Source organism: Bacteroides stercorirosoris, from assembly GCF_900142015.1.
Taxonomy (GTDB): Bacteria; Bacteroidota; Bacteroidia; order Bacteroidales; family Bacteroidaceae; genus Bacteroides; species Bacteroides stercorirosoris.
This window is the reverse complement of record NZ_FQZN01000019.1, coordinates 52,673-76,744: the sequence shown is the minus strand read 5'-3', so window position 1 is coordinate 76,744 and position 24,072 is coordinate 52,673. Positions and strand designations below refer to the sequence as shown.

Genomic DNA, 24,072 nt, shown 5'->3' with positions numbered 1-24,072 from the left:
AATGTTGCATTTTAGAATTTAATATCAAAACCGAAAGCAAACGTTTTACTAAAGGGATAAGAATTCCCATCTCCTAGCTGCTCTGGATCAACCGTATGATCCGGATTGTGCTTATACAAAGGAGAGAATGTTAAAATATTCTCACCAGACACATAGAAACGAACACTCTTTAAGAATTTAATCTTGCGGCAAACTTGTGCCGGCAATGTATATCCAATCGTAATATTCTTTAAACGAACATATGCTGCATTTTGCAAATACTTGTCTGAATGGACAGATAACTGTCCTCCTTCATAAGCACTTCCTTGATTTGAAGCATCAGCAGCCAAACGCGGGAAATAAGCATCTTGATTATCTGGCGTCCAACTCATAGACTCTATGCTCTTTGGGAAGAAATTCTCATATGGGCGAACATACGGTCCCCAGAAATAACTGTTCTCCTTGCCAGGCCACCAGTCTTGTTTCATAACTCCCTGAAAAAAGGCTGAAAGGTCGAAGCCTGCATAAGTCATATTTAAGTTTAATCCCAATGTATATCTTGGCGAACTGTTACCAATAATACGCAAGTCTCCGTGATCTTCCAAAGTTTTCTTTCCCGGAGAAATTTCATCATCGTCATTAAGATCCTTGAATTTCAAATCACCAGCAACAGGATGATTAATAAAATACTTATTACGAATAGTATAGTTCACTTTCAATTGATCTGCATGCGACAAATATTCATCATCAGATTGAAAAAATCCGTCAATAGTATATCCCCAAATTTCTCCAAGTTCTTTACCTACATAGAATTCATCAATCAATCCGCTCGGATTATCAAATTTTGTTATTACAGTACGATTATCAGCTAAACTAGCACCAATTCTATATTCAAAAGGCCGATTAGCTAATATAAACTTATCATGCCAATTTACGGATAACTCAAAACCTCTGGTACGTAGATCCGCTGCATTTTCTTCTGGTTCTGACGTTCCGAATACAGCAGGTAATTCTTTACCTTGTGTTAACATATCCCGCGTATTGCGTTGATACCAGTCAAACGAGGTTGAAAGATGTCCATCAAAAAAAGATAAATCAAAACCTAAATTAAAGGTCTCAGATTTCTCCCATGTGAAATTAGTAGAAATAGCATCCGGAGTATTCAGATAATTCAAATAAGAGCCATTAACAATGTAACCTCCCTGTTTTGCTTTCATCTTAGTAATATAATCATACGGACCTACATTCTGATTACCAAGTGTACCATATGAGGCGCGTAACTTGAAATTAGTAATTGTAGAGCGTAATCCTTTAAAGAAGTTTTCCTCACTGACACGCCAAGCTAACGATCCGGAAGGAAAAATACCTAAACGATTATCATGCGGAAATTTGGATGACAAGTCAAAACGCCCATTAAATTCAACCAAATATTTACCTTTATAATCATAATTCAACCGATAGAAAGCCGCCCTTATAGCCCATTCTTCTTTAGCTCCCAATAATTCAATATTATCCCCCGTAGCTAAACTAAAAGACCCCAAATCCTCTGAAATAGGCCCACTTCGTTTAGCCGTAGTTCTTTCCCAATGTTTCCATTCCTGATTAAAGCCGAGCATTGCTTTCAGATTATGTCGATCATTAAATGTATGGCTATAAGTAGCATAAGCATTAATAGCTTGATACATAGAATGCCAATGTCTCTCTTTATACATTTCTGAATTAGTCTTATACAAAGTCAGCCCTTCTCCACCCGGTTGGTTAGTGTGGGGTGTTGCAACTATAAGTTGGCGCGAAAATGGTCCCTCTTTTCTAAAACTATAATCAGCATTCAAGTCCAATCCCTTTATTGGATTAAACTGTAAGGAAACAGTATTCATCACATCATATTCAGAGTCTGTTCCTCTGCTCTTACCATAGATTAAATCGGCAAATGTTCCATCAGCAATATCACGTCCTGGTGCATATGCACTGTTAATCATAATGGTACCATCGGGATTGTGGGGTAAAAATAGAGGAGAAGCATGATAAGTGTATTTCCTCCAATTCTCACTATTATTATTGCCATCTACACTACGTGTATTAGTAGCAGGGTAATCATAATCACTAATAAAAATATTCGTAGTGTTGCTCAGACGTAAATTCGACAAAATCTGGAAATCAACTTTGCTACGTAATGTATAACTTTTAAACTTATCTGGGTTAATACGATATATACCTTCACGACTATAATAACGTCCAGACAAATAGAACCGCATTTTATCTGTTCCTCCTGATAAGTTGATATTATGTTCCATTGAGGGTTGATTCTTACGGAATATATAGCCCCACCAATCTGTGTTACCATAATGTACATAACGTTCAACACCGTCAACAGTTTTAATCAGTACAGCCGGTAATGAAGGATCTTTCTTACGGGCTTCCATATAAGCATAATCTTCTTCAGTATATCCTAAATAAGTACTGGTATTCTCCATCAAACTTAATTTATCGCTCAAACGTGCCCATTCCAAACCATCAGTAATAAAATTATCTGTACTAATAGTAGGATTACTCCAGCCAAAATGATTAGAATAATTAACTTGTACAGCTCCTTTCTCCGGATCTTTTGTAGAAATTAATACTACACCAAAAGCAGCACGCGCACCATAAATGGCAGCTGAAGAGGCATCTTTCAGTACAGAAACAGAAGCAATGTCCTTAGGATTAACGTAGTTTAAATCCCCTTCTACTCCGTCAATCAAAACTAAAGGCGAACCGCCATTGATAGAACCCACACCGCGAACATCAAACGAAGCTTTCTTATTAATAGCACCATCGCTAAAAGAAACATTTAAATTCGGTATAAGTCCTTGTAATGTCTGTCCCGTATTGCCACTAATACGATGTTCTATCTCTTTGGACGAAATCTGACCTACAGCACCTGATAAGTTCGCTTTTTTAATTGTACCATATCCTACAACCACAACTTCGTCAAGCATTTCATTATCTTCTTTCAAAGTAATACGAGCCAAGGCTTTATCATTTGCTTTCAGTTCTAAAGACTTATAGCCAATATATGATATACTCACAATACTATTAGACGGTACATTGGAAAGAGAGTAGTGTCCATCGACATCAGTTATTGTGCCTATGGATGTTCCTTTCACCACAACACTGGCTCCAATAACAGATTCCCCTTTCTCATCAACAATTATACCGGAAATCGTTTTAAGATTCTTTTTTGGCTGTGTAGCATCTAAAGCAGCTTTTTCTTTCAGATAGATTTTCTTCTCACCAATTTCAAAAGCCACATTCGTACCAGTGAATAATTTATTAAGCACATTCGATAGCTCTTCATCTTTTGCTTCAATGGTAACAATCCTGTCCGGATTAACGGTAGGACGACTGTATGCCACAGTCAGTCCGGTTTGTTGCGTAATAGCATCAAAGACTTTCGCTAACTTAACTTGCCGGAACTGCATGGTTACCTTTTGGGCAGAGACCGTAAAACAAGTCATAAAGCTTAAAAAAAGAACAAGTAAAATCTTGTGTTTCATAACTTTAATTTTAGATTAACAATTAGTATAAACTCACTTTATACTAAGTAGACACACAAGATTCCGGAGCGGGTGAGGGAAAAATACTTTTTTTCAAAAAAAGTTAGAAAAAAATCTTCAAAAAACCAAGAATCGTCACTGACGATTCAAGATGTAGCTCGTCATCTTGTATTTTATGTATCTGCGTATAAAGGTACAATTATCTATGGGATTGGTACAAATCTACCAATTTTATTATAACAAGCAGTAGTTTTATGCAAAAAATCAGGATGCAATGTAAACTGTTCTATCTATAAAACGACTTCGTCTATAAAGAGTAAAGGCAGTGATTCTTGCCGATACCGGCAAAAATCACTGCCTTTGAGAGTAAAATGAAATAAAAACTTGCCTTATGCACTACAAGCGGAAGGTCATATAGGCCGGCAGATAAACCACCCCTTCTTTCACGCTCAGATTTTTAGGATGGATTACATAGCTCCCTCCTATGCACTGATGCGGCGGGAATTTTTCAGGCAATAGTTGCACAATTGTACAACTTTTCGTATCTTTGCTACATGAAACGCAGGATTACAACATATGGTGGATATTTTGAGAGATTCATAGAAACTCTCTCTGCCAAAGAATTGTTGAAATTGCACTATATCATCTCGCTTCTGGAAACAGAAGACCGGATGCCCGTAAAATTTATCAAATTTATACGTGATGGATTATATGAGCTCCGTATGGAGTACAATAGCAATATTTACCGAGTCTTTTTCATTTTTGACGATGGGCAAGTTGTCGTGTTATTTAATGGTTTTCAAAAGAAAACCCAGAAGACCCCATCAGGAGAAATAGAAAAAGCATTAAAAATTAAGGAGGCCTATTATGGAGACAAACAATCATCAAATCATTGATTACAGTGCTGTTCTTGAAAAGAAATTTGGTAAACCTGGCACAGAAGAGCGTGCAAAGTTTGATGAAGAAGCATACGCTTTCTATACAAGTCAAATATTACTTGATGCTCGCAAAAATGCACGGTTAACACAAGAAGAACTTGCCAAACGTATCGGAACTAATAAATCTTACATCTCACGAATAGAGAAAGGAATTACTGTTCCAAGTGTAGCCACATTTTACAGAATAGTAAACGCTTTAGGATTGACTGTTGAGTTAACTCCGGCAATCTAAAAAGAGGAGACTCACCTTAGCACTTTACATAAAGAGGCTTACATGTGTAAGTCTCTTTCAAGTTATTTCATAGTTACTGTCACTTCTTTCCCCGCCTCCTTATATTCAAAATGCAACGGAGAGATTTTTTCCAAATCACGCAAAACTTTTTCAAGAAGCGTGTTCTCAGATGTCAGCGTAAAACACACATCCCAAGCAGCCTTATCCTCTATCTTGAAGTCAACGTCATACCAACGGTTCAGCACTTTGATAACTTCCGACAATGGGGTGTCTCTGAAAGCTATCACATTCTTTTTCCATAACGAAGAAAGGTGGGCATCCGTATTCCGAATGATTGTGCAATGCTCACTCTCCTTATTATATACAAGTTTCTCGCCAGGCTGCAATGGATATTTCTTATCGGAAGGAAGAGTCAGATTGACATGGCCTTCATCCAGGCAAACGGTGATATCCTTATTCTCCGGATAAGCCTGAACATCAAAAGAAGTTCCCAATACATAAACAGACGGCCCATTAAGATTGACAATGAAAGGGCGGCGGGAATTTTTTGAAACAACAAAATACGCTTCTCCTTCCAGATAAACTTCGCGGCTGGACAATGCAAATTTCTTGGGGTACTTAAGACGGGAATCCGAATTAATGTATGCCCGTGTACCATCCTGAAACATCATCTGAATGCGTTCTCCTTTGGGCACATATATTTCTTCGTAACCAGAATCACCAAATAAATCCACCCGGGTATTCACCTGGACAAACAGCCCCATCAACACAACAAAAGGTATGACAACAGCAGCCACGCGGAAAGCTATCCGGCGGATGCGCTTCCGGCGAATATTGCGGACAATACGTGCAAACATCTCTTTCGAAGGAATGTCATGATTGACATAAAGCTCTTCATAACCGAGCCTTATCTGCTCTGCATCAAAATCCATGCTCTTAGACAAATAGGCGGCTCCCTCATCCGTAGCAAACCATTTTGCCACGATTTGAGCATCTTCAGAAGTTGCTGTTCCGGCCAATACTTCCTGTATCTGTTGTTCTGTAGGCTTATTCATATTTTTTGTATCCATGTGATTAAATAGACACTTAAATGCCTCAACAAGGTGAGGGCTGTAACAATTATTAGCATCTTACGCAAATGAACGCGTAACAGTTTCAAGGCTTCGGAATAATGCGTCTTTACTGTATTGACAGATAATTTCATCCGTTCGGCGATCTCCTGATTCGTCAGTTCTTCTCTGACTTTCATCAGGCAGATTTCCCGCTTTTGCACCGGAAGCATGTCTACCGCCTTATAAAAATTGGACATCAGTTCCTTCTTTTCCAGATTTTCCATCAAGTTGTCTTCATACGCAGGAGCGGACTGTGCCATTTCATAGTTCTTGGCAATTGCAGTATTTTCATTACGTATCAAGTTTAATACATGATTTTTGGTCATTGTAAACAGATAATTCTTTAGACTGATTCCTACACGCAATTCGGTACGGAATTCCCATAAACGACTAAAGACGTGCTGCACAACATCTTCCGCCATGTTGACATTCATTAAATAACGATATGCCAATACATACAACAATTTATGATATCTGTCATAGGCTTGGGTAAAAGCCCGCTCATCCCCTTTTTCAATTAAGGCGAAGAGTGCTTCATCATTAAGTTCGGATATCTGAGATGTAGATAATGGCATTAGTCGGTTACTTTAAAGACGTGCCAAATATAAATGTTTATTTTGGGATTATTTCGATTTGGCAAAAAAAACGCTGCAAAGCCAATAAATTTACGACATAAATTCTGAAAGAAAGCAAAAAATGACAAACTTACAATAAACGAGGCGAAACTCTACGACGAACAGGGTATTCATCGTAGAGATAGCCAACAGGCTCTTATTTCTTCAATCTGATTCTCAAATAAGCACGGTCATCAAAAGAACAATTACCTTTTTGTACTCCTTTCGTACTCTTGTACAACCGCATACACATAGGATCTTTCTCCAGAATATCTGCAAGATAACATTCCGATTCATGCAAGGTGGAATATAGATGAGGATAGCCGTCAGAAGACAATACCACCTCTTCCGCATCACCTACAGGGAAAATATTCACCTGTTTCATCTGCACGGGAAAGCCGTCAAACACAGGAAAGGCATACCGCTGGCCTTCTATCGGACAATTCTGCAAAACAGCCTGTTTCTGCAGAAAAGGATAGATAAATTCCCGTCCCGGATCGTGAGATTCAAAATCTTTCATCGCAGCCCCGTCCAGCAAAGCTACTTCATTGACCACCGCACGGGCATTCGCCATAATAGCATCAATCTCTTTCTCATTTGAGGAGTACAGATTACCAATGATACACTGGCAATCGCCTACCTGCCATACTTCATTCCGGGCATAGCTATAAATCACGCCATTGGCCGTGAAACGTTTACCCGGCTCCGACTTTAGTTCATCAAGCAAATTATGCTCTACATAGAAATCATGTATTTTTTCTGTTATCAGACGAATAGCTTCGGCAGCATCAATATCTTTAGGAAAATCACGTATAGCCTCCAATGCAAGCTCCATAGCCAGCCGACCGGTTTTCTTACCCTCGTAAGTGAAGGTAGATTTAGCCGTAGCCCCGTCAATCACCGCCGCAAAATAAGGGGTAACAATTATACCATCCTCATTAGTCTGCGGACTTTGCTTGCCTTTCAAGAAACATTCCTCAACCATAAAGTGAGGAACGGAAGGAGCCTGAAATTCATTTTCTGACTGTAGATATGTCCAATCGCGTTCGCAATCCATTACTTTCAATTTATGTTTCAAATAATCAATCAGATATGCCGGGCGATCTGTTTGCAATATCGTTGCACCCAAGTTATCTATTAAATAACCGTAACCTTTATCCCGGTTTACCAGTGAACAATCGTCATCATGTCCGCCCGCATGTGTATCCCACAAGGTGTTATACCAGATATGGGACTTCCCGGCCATTATCCTCTTCACTTCGTAAGGCAATGGATTGGTATCATAGGCAAACTTAAATTCAATAGCCACCGGTTTCAATACCCGAAGATAATCATTTAACTTCTGAATGGCATCTTCTTCATCCAAATTAACTTTCGGCATGAAAATCACCTTATCCAGATATTTTCCATAATCACGTTTCACTTCTTCTGCCGGAGCATTGCTTTTCATGATCACCAGATTGGTGGTTCCCGTCTTCTCTAACAGTTCATACACTTGGTCGAAATAATCAAAAGCTTTATCCAAATTAAGCATTACACGTCCTTTTGCTGCAAGTAATGCCTCTTCAAGAGTAGGAACCTTGTAAATGGTCTTAATATGACACCCGTTCCGCAAACGCAGTGCTTTAATTTCAGCCAAAGTATAATCTTCTGGCTTTCCTTTTCCGGTAGTAGTACGGTCGAGGGTTTTATCATGCAACAAAATTAGATGTCCGTCTTTGGTTCTCTCAAGATCTATCTCCACAATATCTACCCCCATTTGAATGGCATTTTCTATGGCTTCCAATGAATTTTCGCAAGCATTCCGCCAATCGCCACGATGGGCAGCCACCAGCACATCTGTAGACTGAGGATTAAAAAGCTTTGTCCTTATATCATCAAGCCTGTTCGCCCAAAGGGCGAAACAGGTTGATAAAAGACAAAACATGAATGATACACATATTCTTTTTGTCATAATAACTCCAATTAGATTAATAATATCCTTCATTTTGTTCTTCTTCAATCGGCCCTACAGGATCCAAACGATCAATATGAGTTTGAGGAATGGGACGCAGTTTATGATAAGGCTTTATAGCAGCTTCCGCTTCAGAATTATATTTCTTCACCCATTCATAAAATTTCTCCGTACGCACTAAGTCTTCCCAGCGACAGATCTCACCCAACAGCTCACGACCACGTTCATCTAACATAAATGATACAAAATCGCCGGTTGAAAGCTCAGCAGCAGTTACTTTTATATCATCATAAGTACTGTTCATGTCATTAATATCTCCACCTTCAACTTCCCAGTATTGCGCAGTTTTAGTTTCTCCATCTGCCCACGCGGCACGTTCGCGAATGACATTGATATATTGGGCAGCCAAATCAAAATCACCTTTCCTGCCAGCCGCCTCAGCAGCTATCAAATAGGTTTCACCTAAACGCATACGTACCCATTCACGTGATGATGCTTTTTCTGCGACAGAAGAGCGATTGGGAGCCATGTGCTTGATAAGAGTAGGATAATGCTTGGAATCATGCACCTCATACGGATAGTAAGTATAAGATTTATTGGCACGCAGTTTCTTCATTTCTATACTGTTCTTTTTGAATCCGGTTTTCTCGATGGTGTAATATATAGCCGTATCACCTACCTCAAATTTCTTTTTACCTGCTATCTGCCCTTTCGACGGATCAGGAGTGAAATAGATCTCACCTTTATCTTCAAGTTGTTCCCATATAGGAATTGTTTTTGCATAGTTTGACATATATGCCCAACGGAAACTCTTATAAAAACGAGAGTCGTTTTTACGGTCATAAAGATTGAATAAGACCTTATCTGTCGGACAATAACGTTTATATGGACGTCCATAGAATATATCACGTTCCATACCTGCTTCATCATCATAAACTGGCAGCCAATACAGATGGAAGGTATTTCCATCTTCATTGAAAATAGGATTGGAAGTAAACTGCACGGCAAAAATCACTTCAGAATTTCCCATATTATTTATATCCCACAAATCTGCAAAGTTCTTTTGTAAGCGATAAGGACTATTCTTTATCACGTTCTCTGCAAAATAGAGAACACTATCCATATCTGTTGTCTGTTGTCCGCGAACATCCGTCACAGCACTGCCCCTCGTCAAATAGACTTTAGCCAGTAAATGTGAAGCTGCATAGGAGGTCGCTTTCCCTTTCTGTGACTCATCCACTTTTTCCGGCAAATATTCAACAGCCGTACGCAGGTCGGTAATGATCTGTTTGTATATATCTGCTATTGCAGCCCGTTTAAAGTCGGTACGAATCTCGAAGCTGCCTTCAGTTACCAAAGGCACTTTTCCAAATTGCTGTACTAATTCAAAGTATAAGAAAGAACGGATAAAAAGCATCTCGCCCAGCGAGGTCATCTTTTTTGATTCACTCATATCAGATTGCCGTATCTGATCCATAGCAATATTGGCATCACTGATACCTTTATAATGATTCTCCCACAATTCTGACAAGATACTATTTTCCGGATTCAATTGTGTGCCATAGCCATTGAACGATGTTTTGTTGTTTCCATCGCTTCCGGCAGTAAATAAATCAGTTCCTAATTCTGTTAGTACATCATATCGTTCACCACCACATCCCCAACGTAAAAAACTATATGCAGCAGCTACTGCTGCATCCACTCCCTGCTCGGTTCCATAATAATCATAAGTCATTTTAGGAGCCTCATCCTCACTCAACCAATCGGCACAACCAGCGGTTCCAAGCAACAAGCCAACCATCAACAAAAATATATTTATCTTTTTCATATTCAGTTACATTTAAAGATTACATAGAAAGATTTACACCAAACATCCAAGTACTATAACTTGGTGAAGTACGTCCATTAGCCCCCTCCGGATCAACACCGGTAAAATTAGTGAAGATAAAAGGATTATTAGCACTCAAATAAAACCTGACTTTATTCAACATAACTTTCTGTGTCAGGTCTTTCGGCAAAGTATACCCCAAAGTAATATTTCTAATTCTCAGGAAATCCGCTTTATCATATCCGATAGTAGAGATATAATCTAACTTCTCCGTATCTGCACTCGGGCGAGGAAAATCATTGGTAGGATTATTGGGAGTCCAATAGTTCACCCTGACAGAATTGGCGCGTCCGGGCTTCTCCATAAATTCGATATCATTCTTCAGCATACGTCCGACACTGGCATACAAGAATATAGAGAAATCAAATCCTTTATACTCAATATTATTCACTAAACTTGCCACAAACTTCGGGCGCTCATTACCCAAAATGATCTTATCCTTATCGGTTATTTTATAGTCTCCATCCACATCTCTGAGTTTGATGCTACCCACTATAAAATTACCTCCTTCTTCATTAAACTTAGCCATCTCTGCCAAATCTTCCGGCGTATTTTGCCAGATACCGATCTTTTCATAATTATAATATACGTCAATCGGATTACCGATAAACCAACGGTTACCAATGTCATCTGACTTTCCGTTATATAATTCCACAATTTCTTCTTTATTGGCAGAGAACATCCAATCGGTACTCCAAGTGAAGTTTTTGGTCTGGATATTACGTGTATTCAATGTTATTTCAATACCCTTGTTACGTGTAGACCCTACATTAGACATCACACTGGAGAAACCGGATACCACCGGTAACTGGCGCTCAAGCAACAAATCATGCGTGTTCTGTAAATATAACTCAACAGAACCATTGATACGATTCTTCAGAAAACCAAAATCGAGTCCGATGTTCCACTGATCAGTAGTTTCCCACGTCAAAGAGCTATTAGCCATAAGAGAAGGAGCATAACCCATTATTTCCGTAGCACCATTGTTATAAACATAGCGTTTCTTGCCAAGCTTTCCTCTCGTCTGATAGGGATCTACTGAAGAATTACCTGTCTTACCATATCCTAAACGAAATTTCAGATTATCCAACCAAGAAAGTGACTTCATGAAAGATTCATCACTAATTCGCCACGCCAAAGCCGCTGATGGAAACAACACCCATTTGTGACCGTCAGCCAATCGTGAAGATCCATCATAACGTGCAGAAACTGTCAATAAATAACGCCCCAGATAATTATAGTTGATACGTCCCATAAAAGATGCCATATTCCACTTTACATAATCACTGTCTACGCCATCGATCAATAAACCGGAGGCCAAATCATAGTACTTTAAGATATCAGACGGAGTGTTTTGTACAGAAGCCCCTAAAGTTTCCTTTAAATCTTGCTGGATAGACTGCAAAAGAGTTACACCTAAAGAATGTTTCTCATTGAAATCGCGATTGTAGGTGAAGTAATTCTCCCAAGTAATCATCGAATACTTTTCCACAGAATTACTGGCAGCAGAATTTCCCAACTGTCGCTCTGTTGTGGCAGAAGCAAAGTATTCATAGTCTTGCACAGTACGTGAATCAATACCCAAATTGGAACGGAAACTCAATCCTTTTACAGGGAATTTGATGTCCACAAAATAACTACCTAAATAGCGGCTGGTCTTCAAAGGGCGGTCTACCGCACCTTCTACTGTATTCATCAAAGGGTTATACATTTGAGAGTCACCGCCAACCAAACCGGGATAAGTACCATCTTCATTAATAAAACGCCCCAACGGAGTTATACGATATAAATACATATCGGTTTCCATCCCACTTCCCCGATTCTGTACAGAATGGGAATACTGAGTTTGTCCGCCAAATTTAATATACTTATTTATACTATGACTGATATTGAAACGGATGAAATAGCGTTCATAGTCTTTATCCTTCATTATACCTTCTGTTTTATTATAAGTGACAGAAGCCATAAAATTAGTTTTTGCTCCACCACCGCGAATGTTCAGTTGATGGTCTGTGATGAGTCCATTACGTGTCACGTCATCAAACCAATTGTATGAACGTATTTTTGAAGGATCATAATTGCCTTTTTCATCATAAGCCATCATTACAGACTCCAATACATAAGGATCTTGCTTGAACATAGGAAGCAGCATATCTTGCTCTTTATCAGGAGTATCTGAAAGATATTTGTTGGAACCACTACTGTTGCGATATGCTTCACGCGTATATTCAGCATATTCTGCTCCATTCATCAAATCCAGCTTATTTTGTATAGTCTGAACACCTACATAACCATTGTAATCTATCTGCGTTTTTCCCTCCTTACCCTGCTTAGTGGTAATAATGATCACACCATTTGCTCCTCTTGAACCATAAATAGCTGTCGCTGAGGCATCTTTTAAAACTTCCATAGATTCAATATCCGAAGGACTGATCTCTCCCATACCGCCAGTGACAGGAATTCCATCTACTACAAACAAGGGATCATTGCTGGCATTAATAGACCGCTTTCCTCTGATCAAAATAGAAGGAGTTTCTCCCGGTGCCCAATTAGAAGTGGACACAACAACACCGGATGCACGCCCCTGTAAAGCCTCTACAGCCGACGTAGCCGGAACAGAAGAAATAACATCAGAGTTTAAAGAGGCGACAGATCCCGTCAAATCACGTTTCTTTACCGTGCCATAGCCGACAACCACAACTTCATCTATCAACTCGCTATCTTCTTGAAGTACTATAGTAGAAAGTTTTTTATCGGATGCTTTCAGTTGGATAGTTTTATAACCAACATATGAAATAGTCAAAGTAGAATTCTCAATAACATCATTCAAAGAAAATTCACCGTCCACATCAGTAATTGCACCATTCGACGTCCCTTCTTCCAAGACTGTAGCACCAATTACAGGTTCTCCCTTCTCATCAATAATTTTACCAGTGATCTTCTTCAGATTTTTTTTAGAAGTTCCTGTCACATCTTTTTTAGATATGATAATCATTTTATTCTGTATATTGAACTCTAAGTCTTCACCCAGAATTTCAGATAACACTTTCTCAACAGAGGTATTTTTGAAAGATTGGGTGATTTTCTTTTCCCCATTCACTTCATTAACTTCATAGATAATAGACAATCCTGTTTGCTGTTCTATATCCTTTAAGACTGATTTCAAAGGTTGAGCCTTGAAATCTTTGCTCACTGTTTGGGCATTTGCCATACCACAACTTATGCATAAGGCTACTAATAAAAGCAACCGACACAAATGTTTCTTCATGTTGTCCATAGTGTAAAAATTAGAATCGTTGTTAATAAAAACTGTTCTTTAATTTGTTAGACATAATACTGAATTCTAAAAGGTTGAAACTAAAACATGCTTTATTCTCGTATATATATATATTCTTTTTTACGTTCCACAGTGATTGGAATAATCTTTTGCAAAGCTTCCATAACCTCACTTATCGTCTCTTGATTCCGAAGTGAGAAATGGAAAGTTTTATTTCCCAATTGTTCTGATTCAAGCCGGATTTTCACATCATATTGCCGGGATAATTTCACGACCAATTCTTTCAATGTGATATGGTCGAACTCTAACTTATTCTCTGACCAGGCTTTTGATTGCGAAGCATTCACCCTGTTACGGATAAATCTCCCGGAAAGCAGATCCAAGCGTACAGACTCTCCGGGCCTCATCTTCACGGTTTGTTCGCCACGCAGAAGTTCCACACTTCCTTCAAGCAAAGTAGTAGTGACAAACTCATCATCCGAATAAGCAGAAACATCGAATTTCGTACCTTTCACTACCACATCATAGGCCATTGTTTCTACAGTAAACTGTTTGCCATTGTGCTTGGTGACTTCAAAATAGCCCTCTCCATCCAACTTCACCCGGCGGTCACCGGTATTGAATTTATTGGAATATTGAAGCTTAGAGCCTGCATTCAGCCAAATTACCGTACCATCCGGCAAAGTCATCTTACTCTTTTCACCATAAGGTGCTTCAAGTGTCAGGTAAGTTTCGGGCTGTAAATAGGAAATTGTATTCCAAATGCCTAAGGTAGTCCCGGCTGTCAGAACCACAATAGCGGCAACAGCAGCTGTCTTTCTCCAGAAAGTGAATTTAGAAGACGGCAACATCGGGACAATCGTTTCGCGGGTACGCATCTTAACTTGCAATCTTTCCCATTCATGTTCTGTCCTGTCGTCGGTTTCCGAAGAAAGCAGCCATTCATGTTCCCACGCCTTGAACTGCGAATAATTCTCCTCACTCTCCTGAATGAACTTGAATAAACGTTCTTCGTCCGCCCTCGAAATCTGTCCTTCGAAGTAACGGATAGCCAATATCTGAATTTGTTTTTCTGCTTTCATAATTTCGCTCTCTAAAGATATAACAACTATAATTTATCTTACCTAACCCTCATATAAAGAAAAAAAGCAGAAAACTTCCATTTTCCGCTTTTTAACCGATCATGTATATTCTCATTCATTAAAAATCACCCATGCCAACACCATTATATAAATATCCAGCGGATACTTATCTTTAAAGTGTTTGGAGAAACTGTTCAGTGCCTTAGCTATTTGCTTTTCTACCGCAGTAGTGGAGATTTTGAGTTTATCCGCTATCTCCCGGTTTTTCAGATTCTTAAAACGGCTCATGATAAAGACTTCACGGCAACGTTCGGGGAGATCGTTTATCACAATCTTGATTTGTTCCTGCAACTCATCATATAGAAGCCCGTATTCAGCATCCAGCGCAAAGTCGGCATAATACAGCCTCTCTTCTCCTTCCTGATTTGCCAGATATTCTATCTGATGTTTCTCAATAACTGAAAGGTGTTTGAGATAATTAAGACAACTGTTGCGTACCATAGCAAACAACAACGAAGTGACAGATACCGCAGAAAGCAGTTCCCGCTTCTCCCAAAACTTCAGGAAGCACTCCTGGATAATGTCCCGGGCCACTTCTTCATCTTCCACAAAACGAATGGCATACCCTTGCAATCTGGGGTAATATCTCTTGAAAAGAAATTCGAAAGCTTCCTTGTTATTCTGCTTAATCTCTGATAATAATACTTTCTCATCCATGTATTCTGTCATAACATTTTCATCATTTAGAGCATAAAAATACAGTAGGCTTCTTACAGGGATATTACAAACACAGGAATATCCGAAGTCGGTTAACGAAATACAATGTTCGTCATTTTTTATAAGATATGCAAATTGTACCGGAAATATTATCAGACCCAAGCAGTATTGCCTGATTTATTTCTTGATTTTTAAACTCATTTCTTTTCTTAAAAGCCTTTATTTGCAACTTTTACCCAAGACAGGAACATGTTTTGGGCATTTTCGCCGTTTTTCGGAAGTTAAGGTATTTAAAATCTGTAAATCAACTCCCAGCCCAGTACGTGCCTGTCCAGATCACTCTCGTGCTGGTAGCAATAGAAAACATCTGCCGACCAGGAGGATGACAATTTAGCTTCTACCCCACCCCGAGCACGGAAACGGGAGGCATGGAACCATTCATCTTTGCCCAGACCGTGATATTGCTCCAAAGAGACATACGGCGACCATGTAGTTACCTTATAGGCCGCTTTCAAGCGGGTGCGGAGGCGAAATTCATCTGCTCCGCGTCCGTCAAAAGTATGCTGGAAACGTTCGCGCAGGGTGAACGTCCATTGTCTTTTTTTGAAAGTGGCAGAAGCCCCTGCATGATAACGGTGCCGGGATTTCCAGCCGTTTTCACCACGATTGCGATAGTGAAATTCGTAACCGCCTTCAGCTTTCAGAAATGAAAGAAGACGAACTGAAGCGCCTACGCCAAATCCCCAACGGTCTATTTCTTCCAATGCATCACGGGTACGCATCTCCACATCTCCGTAAAGCTCAACCTTAGGTGATACATCATATCTGGCTTTCATCTTATTCCAGGTCACAAAATCACTATCCTGCGCCTGCAAAGGAAACAGGCAAATGACGAATAAGACAGCAGACAAAGAGGCTACTCTCAGCGACAAAGCGCGTCCTTTCAAGATATCGTTTTTTACTGTTTTCATTCATATTCTTTTGAGCTCACAAAGCTAAAGATAAATTCTGTAATAAATCTGTAATACGGATGTCATTTCCGCAGCAAAGTTAATTAGACTATAATAAACAACAAAAAGTCGCATATTTTGTTGTAAAATTCATTCATTTATTGTACATTTGCAGAAGATTCATGCCAATACTACATTTTATGAGAAAAAGACTATTAGGGATGATGCTACTTACTACAACTTTTACTCTTGCCCTAAGTAGCTGCACTGATAAGGATGTTTATCAGGGTCCCAAAGAAGACGACAAAGAATTCAATGAATTCGACTATGCAACAGTTCAGAACGAAGTCAGCTTGGAAGTTAGCTATCTAAATAGCGAAGTGCAAGCTAATGTTTACTTTGAATTGTATGATGAAATGCCCGTTACTCCTGGTGAGTACAACTGTATTAAGCGAGATGATGTGTCCCCCCTCTTCGTATCCTACACTACCGACAACAGCGTTTTCAATGGAAAAGTGGAACTGCCCGCGTACGTAAAGAAAGTATATGTCTATACCCCGGCATTCTTTGCACAGACTTTGATAGAAGCAGAGATAGTCAACGGAGTTATCAAGGCCACAGATGGGGCGGCAGATGCAAATACCCGTGCGGTACGCCCTACAGATAAAGAATACGATAGCTATATGTTAACTCAGCGGAATACTCCTCCCGCATATCAAGATACACGCTGGAAGGACTGGTTGGGTAGCTACAATAAAAAACGTAACGGAGAAATCGGCTATAAATATAACGGAGATTTTGCCGCTAAAGAGAAAGATGGACTCTACACTGCACATACACGGGTTATCAACACCAAGAAGTCTTGCCCGGAAGAATATCGTAGCTATTCGGATATGTACATCAATGAGAACGCCGAAGTGGTAGTAACTTTCCTCGGACAGAATACTTGTTGGAATTGCTCTATGGGGTATTATTACTATAAAGAAGGAGAAAAACCGACAAGTCTGAAAGATGCTCATATCATTATGCTATTCCCCAATACGCAAGATGGAAAGTGGGGAAATGGCCCTGAGAAGGCAAAGCCCACTGCCGGTATAGACAGACTGACATCCGTTCAATTGAAATATTACCCGCATATCGCTAACGGAAGTATGGAAGACGGGACTAATGTATTTCCTGAGAAATACAGAATCGGTTTTGTTCTTGCCAATAATGCATGGAGTAATCGTGTGTCAGGATTCACCGGTAACAACAAATATCGTGCAGCCACATCGGAAGGACTCAGCGTAAACAATAAGGGAACAGCTTTCAAATCTCCTCGCACCGCAGTATATAAATATGGTGATTGGGTAATGATTTCGTTCGAAGACTTCACTACGGATGAAAACTTCAGTGACGTTGTGATGACGCTGAAATCAAATCCGGTAGATGCTATTACAGACATACCAACTGTAGATCCCGACGATGACAAGACTACCATAAAGCCAGCATTGAAAGGAACTTTCGTTTTTGAAGATTTGTGGCCCAGCAAGGGAGATTATGATATGAATGACGTAATGGTACGCTATTCTTATGGAAAGACTTTTGATATAAATAATATTTATAGTGAAACTTTCGTCTTCAAAACCTTTGCAAACGTAGCAGCCAATACCAACGGACTGGCATTCAGACTGACAACCGACGGCACCGTTTCTTCTGCAACTTTTGCTGTACGCAAAGCCGGAGAAACTGAGTTCACAGAGAAGGACTTACAATATGAGGCTACAGATAACGTATATATCCTGACTGACAATGTAAAGGACAATGTGGGAGAAGAGTATAGGGTGACTGTCAACTACGAAGAGAAATCACCTGCCACCCGCCAGTCTGATGCCGAAGCTTTCATCTTCAAGAATGAAGAGAGTGGTAAACGTTGGGAAGTACACCTCCCCAAACATAAGCCGACATCTAAAGTGGAACCATCGTATTTTGGCAAAGGAGATGATGCTTCAAAACCCAGCCAAGGTATCTACTATGTACGTAACGGTGCCTATCCGTTCGCTATCTTCCTCAGTGGAGCCAATGAAGAAGATTTGAGCAAACTTCTGGATAGAACAAACGAAAGCGTCGCTATTGACCAGCTTTACAGTGGATATTCCAAATGGGTTGAAAGCAATGGTACCGAAAATAAGGATTGGTATAAGAAATAAGAAACTTTGAACTTAAAAAGAAAAGAGGATGTGAACGCATCCTCTTTTTCATTTTACTGAAGACTTATTTATCGAAGACTTAGCCTCCCCTTTCACGGAGTTAAAAGTCTGCTTATAGAAAAAATATAGTTTTCAATATTAGTATATCCGTTGGAAGCTATCTTCATTGCATCCGACGGGTCGTTTTTATCAAGTCCGTATTTGTCTTCAAATTCATCCGGCATCCCGTCGTTATCCGAATCCGGAAGCTTTGTACCTGCTTTTAGCTCACCGGGGCCTTTTGTCGGAAGCTCCAGCTCAGAACAGATGATTTCACCTTTCAGTCCCAACGAAGTGAGTTCCTCTACAAGATAAGCATCCACCTGGTCGCGGGCGGGAAGAGAAGCCCCACCATTGGCAACAATCCATTCATAAGCTTCGCGGGCAGTCATTAATCCGGTTATGCCGGGATGTTTGTCGGAAGGATTATCAAGAAATGTAGGGGTTACGACTATCTCTGTTCCATTCTCCTGCTTCCGTTTGGTGCAATCGTCACGTGTCAGTTCGCGGCCATTCAGTACACCGTCTTTATCGGCATCATAAAAGTTGCCGGATAAATAAGCACGGAAGTTTTCGTTATAACGGGTGAAAGGAGCTGTAGCACCTAACTTTTTACCATCATAATTATAGGTAGTCCCTACTATGAAATAATTGTTGCGGATATCCGCTTCTGAAATCTGTTCCGTATCACCCATTATGTAAGCACCGCCATTTCCCCAGTTGTAAACAACATTATTCACAAACTGATTCAGCCCTTTCACCTTCGGATTACGGGTTTTATTGTCAATATAAAGGTTACGATACAAAGTGATTCCATTCTCGGCAGTAGTCTGAATGAGTCCGCCGCAAGAATGGGGTTGCAGCCCTTGCCCGATAAATGAATTCTGTATAGTGATGTTCCGAGGCTGGTCGTCCGGTTTCTTTGGATCTCCATTGATAGAAAAACATTCATCACGTCCCCAAGTGACAGAGAGATGGTCGAAAATCATGTTCGAACCATAAGCTACCCCAGCTGCATCACTTCCTTCTTTCCCGTTCACCCCCATACGTATACGCAGATAACGACATATCAGATTGTCTGCTCCTGAAAAAGAGACATGTTTACCATATACCACAATCCCGTCTCCCGGTGCTGTCTGTCCGGCAATAGTCAGGTTCTTGGAAAAGCTGAGCGAAGACTGCAATCTGATAATTCCCGAAACATCGAAAACAATAATCCGGTTCGGCCTGCTCACCGCATCACGCAAAGAACCTTTTCCGGAATCGGCCAGGGTAGTGACATGATAAATCTCACCGCGTCTCCCTCCAACAGCATTACGCCCATAGCCTTCCGCTCCCGGAAAAGCAAGTACTTCCCCATAGTCGGGAAAAGGGGCGGAAAGTTTTATATCCTCTTCTTTCGTACCGCAAGCCAAAAGCGTCCATACAACGAAAGATATCCAAACCATATTACATTTCATTTTATTCTCTATTTTAATTTATACGGAAGGTTGTACATACATACTCAGTGACCATGCTTGTGCAGGCGCATAATCCGCCCGCACAATGCACAGCACCTTTCACAGAATCTTACACATTCTATTTATTGAAAGAGCGTTGCCAGCGCATCCAGTTATTCTACTGATTATCAGCAAATAGCATTTACAATCCATTTACCGCAGGATGTAAAAGCATTTACCGCCGTATGTAACGACCGTTACCACTTATTGTAACGACCTTTACCTCGGTATGTAAATGAAGCTACTCCGCCGTGTAAATGAAACTACTCCGGCATGTAACCGGAGTTACCATCCGGAGTAATGAATCATGATCAGTATTCCTGAACGGTAATCCAGTGCGGATCACCATATTCCTGAGTGTAAACGACAGATTCAAAATCGATAACGGTGAAATCATTTTCCTTGGCATTCCTGAAGAAAGAAGAATCAGATAATCCTAAATCTATCAACGAAAGTCCCGTACCGGATGCTTGTTCAAAATCAGTCGTACAATAGTTGTTCTTCGCCGTCAGATTGCATGCACCGGGGTCAAGCGCTTTCCCAGCACTATAGCCAAAGACGCATCCACTGACCGATAAAGACAATGGCGTGGACAGCTTGGAAAAGTTTCCGATAGCCGTATAAGCCGCCTTGCTTGTTGCCCAATTATAGAAAGTACAATTTGATATGGAAACCTTAGAATCAGCAGCAACCGGTACACCGGCAGTCAATGCCCCGAATACCCCCGGTGAGATATAAAACTCATAGAAAGTTGAGTTCGAAACGGACACGTCGTTCCAGACATTAGAGCCTTTATTGATGGCGTGTATAAATCCGAACTGCTTTGTCACGTATTTAGTATCATTGACACCCGTCACCCGGCAATTGTCTATCCGGATATGATTGATTGTCGTCATTCCGTCACTGGCATCGTTCATCATCAGCACAGAAGAAGGCAGTATAACATCCGAATTCCGGATTTCGAAACGGTCTATCGTAATATCCGTGCCGGCATCGTGCTTGCCGATATTAAGCAGGCGAGTTTTACTGCCGCCGCTTCCACCGGCAACAACCGGTTCCTTAACATTTACATTCTCAACCACAAAATATTCGATTTCGGGAATATTGTTCACTTCCGGCTTTATGATGAAACCGCCTTTGCGTATGTAGAGTGTAGGACGCTCCCCGGGATTAGCCAGGAATGCGATACTCTTCGTCAGTTTGATGTCACCGGTGCTGCTTGCGGGAAGGCCGTCTGCGGACAGATAATAATCAACTCCGTTTTGCAACTGGAAAATCAGACTTGATTTGCTGCCGTCATTCATTCCCTCCTTTATCTTCGCCAGTAAGTCGACGCCATCCGTAGCCAGTACAGCACCGGCAGGCATACCGGCTGTAGTAAATTTCTGCAGGTTGTACTTCTCAGCGCCTTCGGGAGCCTTACTGTTTGTCAAAGCAACCAGATAAGTGGAACGGGGAGACAATCCTGAAATCACATACTTACCGGAAGAAATATCCGAGGCAGATAAGTCAAAATGCTTCTCGTCTGCCTGTCCTCCGTCCGCCAACCAGACAGAAACACCGTCGACCGGATTGACATCCGATACCTTCCATGCTATCGCCACCGAATTTTCTGTTATCAGATTTTCATCCGGCGCATAAAGTATCTTAGGTATGACGCGTGACAGAGTCCTAATGGACGAAGTATACTCCGTCCAGTTTGAAATGATATCAAGCCCTTCATTATTAGCCCTCACCCGAGCATAATACCCCGTTTCGTAACGCAAATTGGAAAATGTACACTTATTGCTTTTCACCGTCTGCACCTCTGCCGGTTCCGCCTGGAAGGTGGCATCCTGAGAGAGTTCTACCGTATAGGAAGTAGCTTCTCCGGATGTTCTCCAGGCAAGAGAAACCGTATTCCCTTCCGCAAAACAGGAAGAGGCGATGAAAGAAGGCCTGAACAGACGAGGCATCTCTTCACTCTCGTCCTTGCATGAAGTAATATTCAATAAACAGAACGCCAATACAGGCACCAAATATATCAATAACTTTCTCATACTTTCTTTTTTAATATCCATAATAATTCTTCAATAACCCTTGATGACTTGACAATGCATCGGGAGGTATAGGCAACAGGTAACGGACAGGATCGACTTCCGGATTCACGGTTGCCGCATTCGACTCGTTGATATACCCATAGAATGAGAACAGTACGGCAGGGGCAGGTACCCACTGACGCGGATTCGAAGTATTCTTGACCTGCGTGCAATACTGGTTACACATATTTATAAGTGTATATCCCGTAGGCGCTTTTGAAGGATATGATTCAAAGGATTCATCATAAGAGTTCTTGCCTCCTTCTTTATACCAGTCTATGGTTTGCGACACACAGACGGCAGGCGGATTCACGGCATTAACCATTCTGTAATAAGCCACAGCCGGATAGGAATTGAAACGCTCATCATAAGTCGGCTCTTCAAACTTAGTGGACGCATTCTCATATTGCTTGGTGCGGGCTACTTTTCCTAAAGTAATCCAGTCGAAATAAAGGTTATAGAGAGTCTTTCCATACAGATTCCAACGCGCCAGGTCATAACGTCTATGCTTCTCACCTCCCAATTCCCAGGCACGTTCCTTCACAATCGCATCAAAGAAATCTTCTTTAGAAATAAGAGCATCGACATAGCCATCCACTTTCTCAGCCCAGTCTTCTGCCGCAAAAGCGCGACTGCGGACTTTCTTCAAGGCTTCTTTGGCTTGTGCCGTAGGTCCGTTATGGTTTTCATTGGCGGCTTCAGCGTACATAAGCAATACGTCTGCGTATCGCATATAAGTGTAGTTTATTCCGGTACCTTTATTGGAAGTGCTGCCCAAAGGGGTTGCCATAAACAGGCGGTTCCATTTCCCGCAATAAACCGTAAGGGCAGCTATGGGTTTCTGAACGATATTAGTCATTCCCGAATTTTCATAACGGAACATCTCGCACGTAAGGTCGCGGCGCAAGTCTTTATGATCAAATGATAGCATATAGGTAAGCGCCAGTTTTGAACCTCCCGAAGAATATCCGTGCGGAGCATTGGACGCATTCTGCCCTTCCGAATTCTTCTGCGAAACGATATAGGTTCCCCAGGAATATCCCAACTCTCCGGAGCCCCCTACCTTGGCCGGTACATCGAAAATGTTATCATCATTCACCGGAACGACCCAGCTACATTCGTCCACCCAAAGCTGGCGGAATGAACGGTCCAGTGAGTGCTTACCCTCATTAATTACCTTGCCCGCATACTTCTCGGCTATTTCATAGTATTTCTGCCAGTCATCATTGCGCTGCATCGAACCGATAGCTGCGGGATTCGAATAATCCGGACGCAGCGTCCATCCGCCTCTATATAATGCCATGCGGGCTATCAATCCCTGACAAAACTCTCTTGAAGCTGCTTCAACTCCCCTGTCCGATTCTTCGGCATACCACATGACCGGCTCGACTTCAATAAGGTCATTTATCATATCCGCCAATATGATATCACGGTCGGTCGCCCCGATAAACAGTTCATTCTTGTCACCCGCCGGTTTCCGCCTGTAAGGAACGTCTCCCCAGTTTCTCACCAGTTCAAAATAGTACATGGCTCGCAAAACCTTCGCTTCACCATAATAATGCATCACCCGGGAAGGTTTGGTTTTATCGGCAGCCTCAAACAAGGGACTTTGCTCGATGCCTTCTATCACGTCATTCGTCCGGTTCACTCCGTCATACATACCTGTCCAGATGCTGCCATACGAACTGATATCACCTGCACTCGGTTCGAAAGCACTCTCTTTCAGATTGGACGACGTGGTAACCGTAGTGAACTCGACATCTGTATTGAACAGCATCTTCTGGGCTATGTTACCTACCCAACCCTTGCCGCTAACCATCGGTACATACATACCATTGACAGCCGTGGCAATCTCCGACTCGCTGTTAAAGATATAATCTTTATCAAAAGTGGAAGGAGAGTTTACATTCAGGTAATCTTCACAAGATGTAAGTATCATCAATATGATAACTGGAATATAAAGCTTTTTCATGATTCAATATTCTATT

At 41.0% G+C, this 24,072-nt stretch carries 15 protein-coding genes; 3 read left to right on the top strand and 12 right to left on the bottom strand.

The window, feature by feature from the left end:
* Nucleotides 1-11 precede the first annotated feature (11 nt).
* Entirely contained in the window at nt 12-3,515 is a 3,504-nt protein-coding gene (locus BUC01_RS15015; protein WP_073314111.1) for a TonB-dependent receptor, read from the bottom strand.
* Nucleotides 3,516-4,069: 554 nt separating this feature from the next.
* Here BUC01_RS15015 and BUC01_RS15010 point away from each other — a divergent pair.
* Together BUC01_RS15010 and BUC01_RS15005 are read left to right on the top strand one after the other, a co-directional pair.
* Nucleotides 4,070-4,411: a type II toxin-antitoxin system RelE/ParE family toxin gene (locus BUC01_RS15010; protein WP_025831282.1), complete on the top strand. Its 342-nt coding sequence runs from the start codon at nt 4,070-4,072 to the stop codon at nt 4,409-4,411.
* Nucleotides 4,383-4,685, top strand: coding sequence for a helix-turn-helix domain-containing protein (locus tag BUC01_RS15005; protein ID WP_025831281.1), 303 nt, complete (start codon nt 4,383-4,385; stop codon nt 4,683-4,685). The genes BUC01_RS15010 and BUC01_RS15005 overlap by 29 nt, the downstream gene beginning before the upstream one ends.
* A gap of 62 nt (nt 4,686-4,747) precedes the next feature.
* Here the strand turns inward: BUC01_RS15005 and BUC01_RS15000 are convergent, their stop codons facing one another.
* The 8 genes from BUC01_RS15000 to BUC01_RS14965 form a co-directional block, all read right to left on the bottom strand.
* Nucleotides 4,748-5,740 carry a FecR family protein gene (locus BUC01_RS15000; protein ID WP_025831280.1) on the bottom strand — a complete coding sequence of 331 codons (993 nt, stop codon included), beginning with the start codon at nt 5,738-5,740 and terminating at the stop codon, nt 4,748-4,750.
* The gene (locus BUC01_RS14995) at nt 5,737-6,372 is read right to left on the bottom strand and encodes an RNA polymerase sigma factor (protein WP_025831279.1); all 636 of its coding nucleotides are present in this window, start codon (nt 6,370-6,372) and stop codon (nt 5,737-5,739) included. The genes BUC01_RS15000 and BUC01_RS14995 overlap by 4 nt, the downstream gene beginning before the upstream one ends.
* A 196-nt stretch (nt 6,373-6,568) precedes the next feature.
* Nucleotides 6,569-8,338: a glycerophosphodiester phosphodiesterase family protein gene (locus BUC01_RS14990; protein ID WP_394363914.1), complete on the bottom strand. Its 1,770-nt coding sequence runs from the start codon at nt 8,336-8,338 to the stop codon at nt 6,569-6,571.
* 43 nt (nt 8,339-8,381) lie between these two features.
* Complete coding sequence (locus BUC01_RS14985) at nt 8,382-10,193, bottom strand: RagB/SusD family nutrient uptake outer membrane protein (RefSeq protein WP_025831278.1); 1,812 nt, start codon at nt 10,191-10,193, stop codon at nt 8,382-8,384.
* A gap of 19 nt (nt 10,194-10,212) precedes the next feature.
* Nucleotides 10,213-13,530 carry a TonB-dependent receptor gene (locus BUC01_RS14980; RefSeq protein WP_394363911.1) on the bottom strand — a complete coding sequence of 1,106 codons (3,318 nt, stop codon included), beginning with the start codon at nt 13,528-13,530 and terminating at the stop codon, nt 10,213-10,215.
* Between the two features lie 92 nt (nt 13,531-13,622).
* Complete coding sequence (locus BUC01_RS14975) at nt 13,623-14,612, bottom strand: FecR family protein (RefSeq protein ID WP_073314109.1); 990 nt, start codon at nt 14,610-14,612, stop codon at nt 13,623-13,625.
* Between the two features lie 111 nt (nt 14,613-14,723).
* Nucleotides 14,724-15,341, bottom strand: a complete 618-nt coding sequence (locus BUC01_RS14970) for an RNA polymerase sigma-70 factor (RefSeq protein ID WP_025831276.1) — start codon at nt 15,339-15,341, stop codon at nt 14,724-14,726.
* Between the two features lie 278 nt (nt 15,342-15,619).
* Nucleotides 15,620-16,300, bottom strand: a complete 681-nt coding sequence (locus BUC01_RS14965) for a DUF2490 domain-containing protein (RefSeq protein WP_139261872.1) — start codon at nt 16,298-16,300, stop codon at nt 15,620-15,622.
* Nucleotides 16,301-16,479: 179 nt separating this feature from the next.
* Between BUC01_RS14965 and BUC01_RS14960 the strand changes: the two genes are divergently transcribed.
* Nucleotides 16,480-18,468, top strand: a complete 1,989-nt coding sequence (locus BUC01_RS14960) for an LruC domain-containing protein (RefSeq protein WP_073314107.1) — start codon at nt 16,480-16,482, stop codon at nt 18,466-18,468.
* Nucleotides 18,469-18,560: 92 nt separating this feature from the next.
* Here BUC01_RS14960 and BUC01_RS14955 read toward each other — a convergent pair whose 3' ends face one another.
* From BUC01_RS14955 to BUC01_RS14945, 3 genes are all read right to left on the bottom strand, one after another.
* Nucleotides 18,561-19,955: a rhodanese-like domain-containing protein gene (locus tag BUC01_RS14955; protein ID WP_243462412.1), complete on the bottom strand. Its 1,395-nt coding sequence runs from the start codon at nt 19,953-19,955 to the stop codon at nt 18,561-18,563.
* A gap of 362 nt (nt 19,956-20,317) precedes the next feature.
* Nucleotides 20,318-22,045, bottom strand: a complete 1,728-nt coding sequence (locus BUC01_RS14950) for a fibronectin type III domain-containing protein (protein ID WP_244895750.1) — start codon at nt 22,043-22,045, stop codon at nt 20,318-20,320.
* A gap of 10 nt (nt 22,046-22,055) precedes the next feature.
* The gene (locus tag BUC01_RS14945) at nt 22,056-24,056 is read right to left on the bottom strand and encodes a RagB/SusD family nutrient uptake outer membrane protein (protein WP_034524188.1); all 2,001 of its coding nucleotides are present in this window, start codon (nt 24,054-24,056) and stop codon (nt 22,056-22,058) included.
* Nucleotides 24,057-24,072: the final 16 nt, after the last annotated feature.

Coding starts and splice junctions, on each gene's coding strand:
- BUC01_RS15015 (WP_073314111.1), bottom strand. CDS start 3,515: ATGAAACACAAGATTTTACTTGTTCTTTTTTTAAGCTTTATGACTTGT.
- BUC01_RS15010 (WP_025831282.1), top strand. CDS start 4,070: ATGAAACGCAGGATTACAACATATGGTGGATATTTTGAGAGATTCATA.
- BUC01_RS15005 (WP_025831281.1), top strand. CDS start 4,383: ATGGAGACAAACAATCATCAAATCATTGATTACAGTGCTGTTCTTGAA.
- BUC01_RS15000 (WP_025831280.1), bottom strand. CDS start 5,740: ATGAATAAGCCTACAGAACAACAGATACAGGAAGTATTGGCCGGAACA.
- BUC01_RS14995 (WP_025831279.1), bottom strand. CDS start 6,372: ATGCCATTATCTACATCTCAGATATCCGAACTTAATGATGAAGCACTC.
- BUC01_RS14990 (WP_394363914.1), bottom strand. CDS start 8,338: ATGTTTTGTCTTTTATCAACCTGTTTCGCCCTTTGGGCGAACAGGCTT.
- BUC01_RS14985 (WP_025831278.1), bottom strand. CDS start 10,193: ATGAAAAAGATAAATATATTTTTGTTGATGGTTGGCTTGTTGCTTGGA.
- BUC01_RS14980 (WP_394363911.1), bottom strand. CDS start 13,530: ATGGACAACATGAAGAAACATTTGTGTCGGTTGCTTTTATTAGTAGCC.
- BUC01_RS14975 (WP_073314109.1), bottom strand. CDS start 14,612: ATGAAAGCAGAAAAACAAATTCAGATATTGGCTATCCGTTACTTCGAA.
- BUC01_RS14970 (WP_025831276.1), bottom strand. CDS start 15,341: ATGACAGAATACATGGATGAGAAAGTATTATTATCAGAGATTAAGCAG.
- BUC01_RS14965 (WP_139261872.1), bottom strand. CDS start 16,300: ATGAAAACAGTAAAAAACGATATCTTGAAAGGACGCGCTTTGTCGCTG.
- BUC01_RS14960 (WP_073314107.1), top strand. CDS start 16,480: ATGAGAAAAAGACTATTAGGGATGATGCTACTTACTACAACTTTTACT.
- BUC01_RS14955 (WP_243462412.1), bottom strand. CDS start 19,955: ATGGTTTGGATATCTTTCGTTGTATGGACGCTTTTGGCTTGCGGTACG.
- BUC01_RS14950 (WP_244895750.1), bottom strand. CDS start 22,045: ATGAGAAAGTTATTGATATATTTGGTGCCTGTATTGGCGTTCTGTTTA.
- BUC01_RS14945 (WP_034524188.1), bottom strand. CDS start 24,056: ATGAAAAAGCTTTATATTCCAGTTATCATATTGATGATACTTACATCT.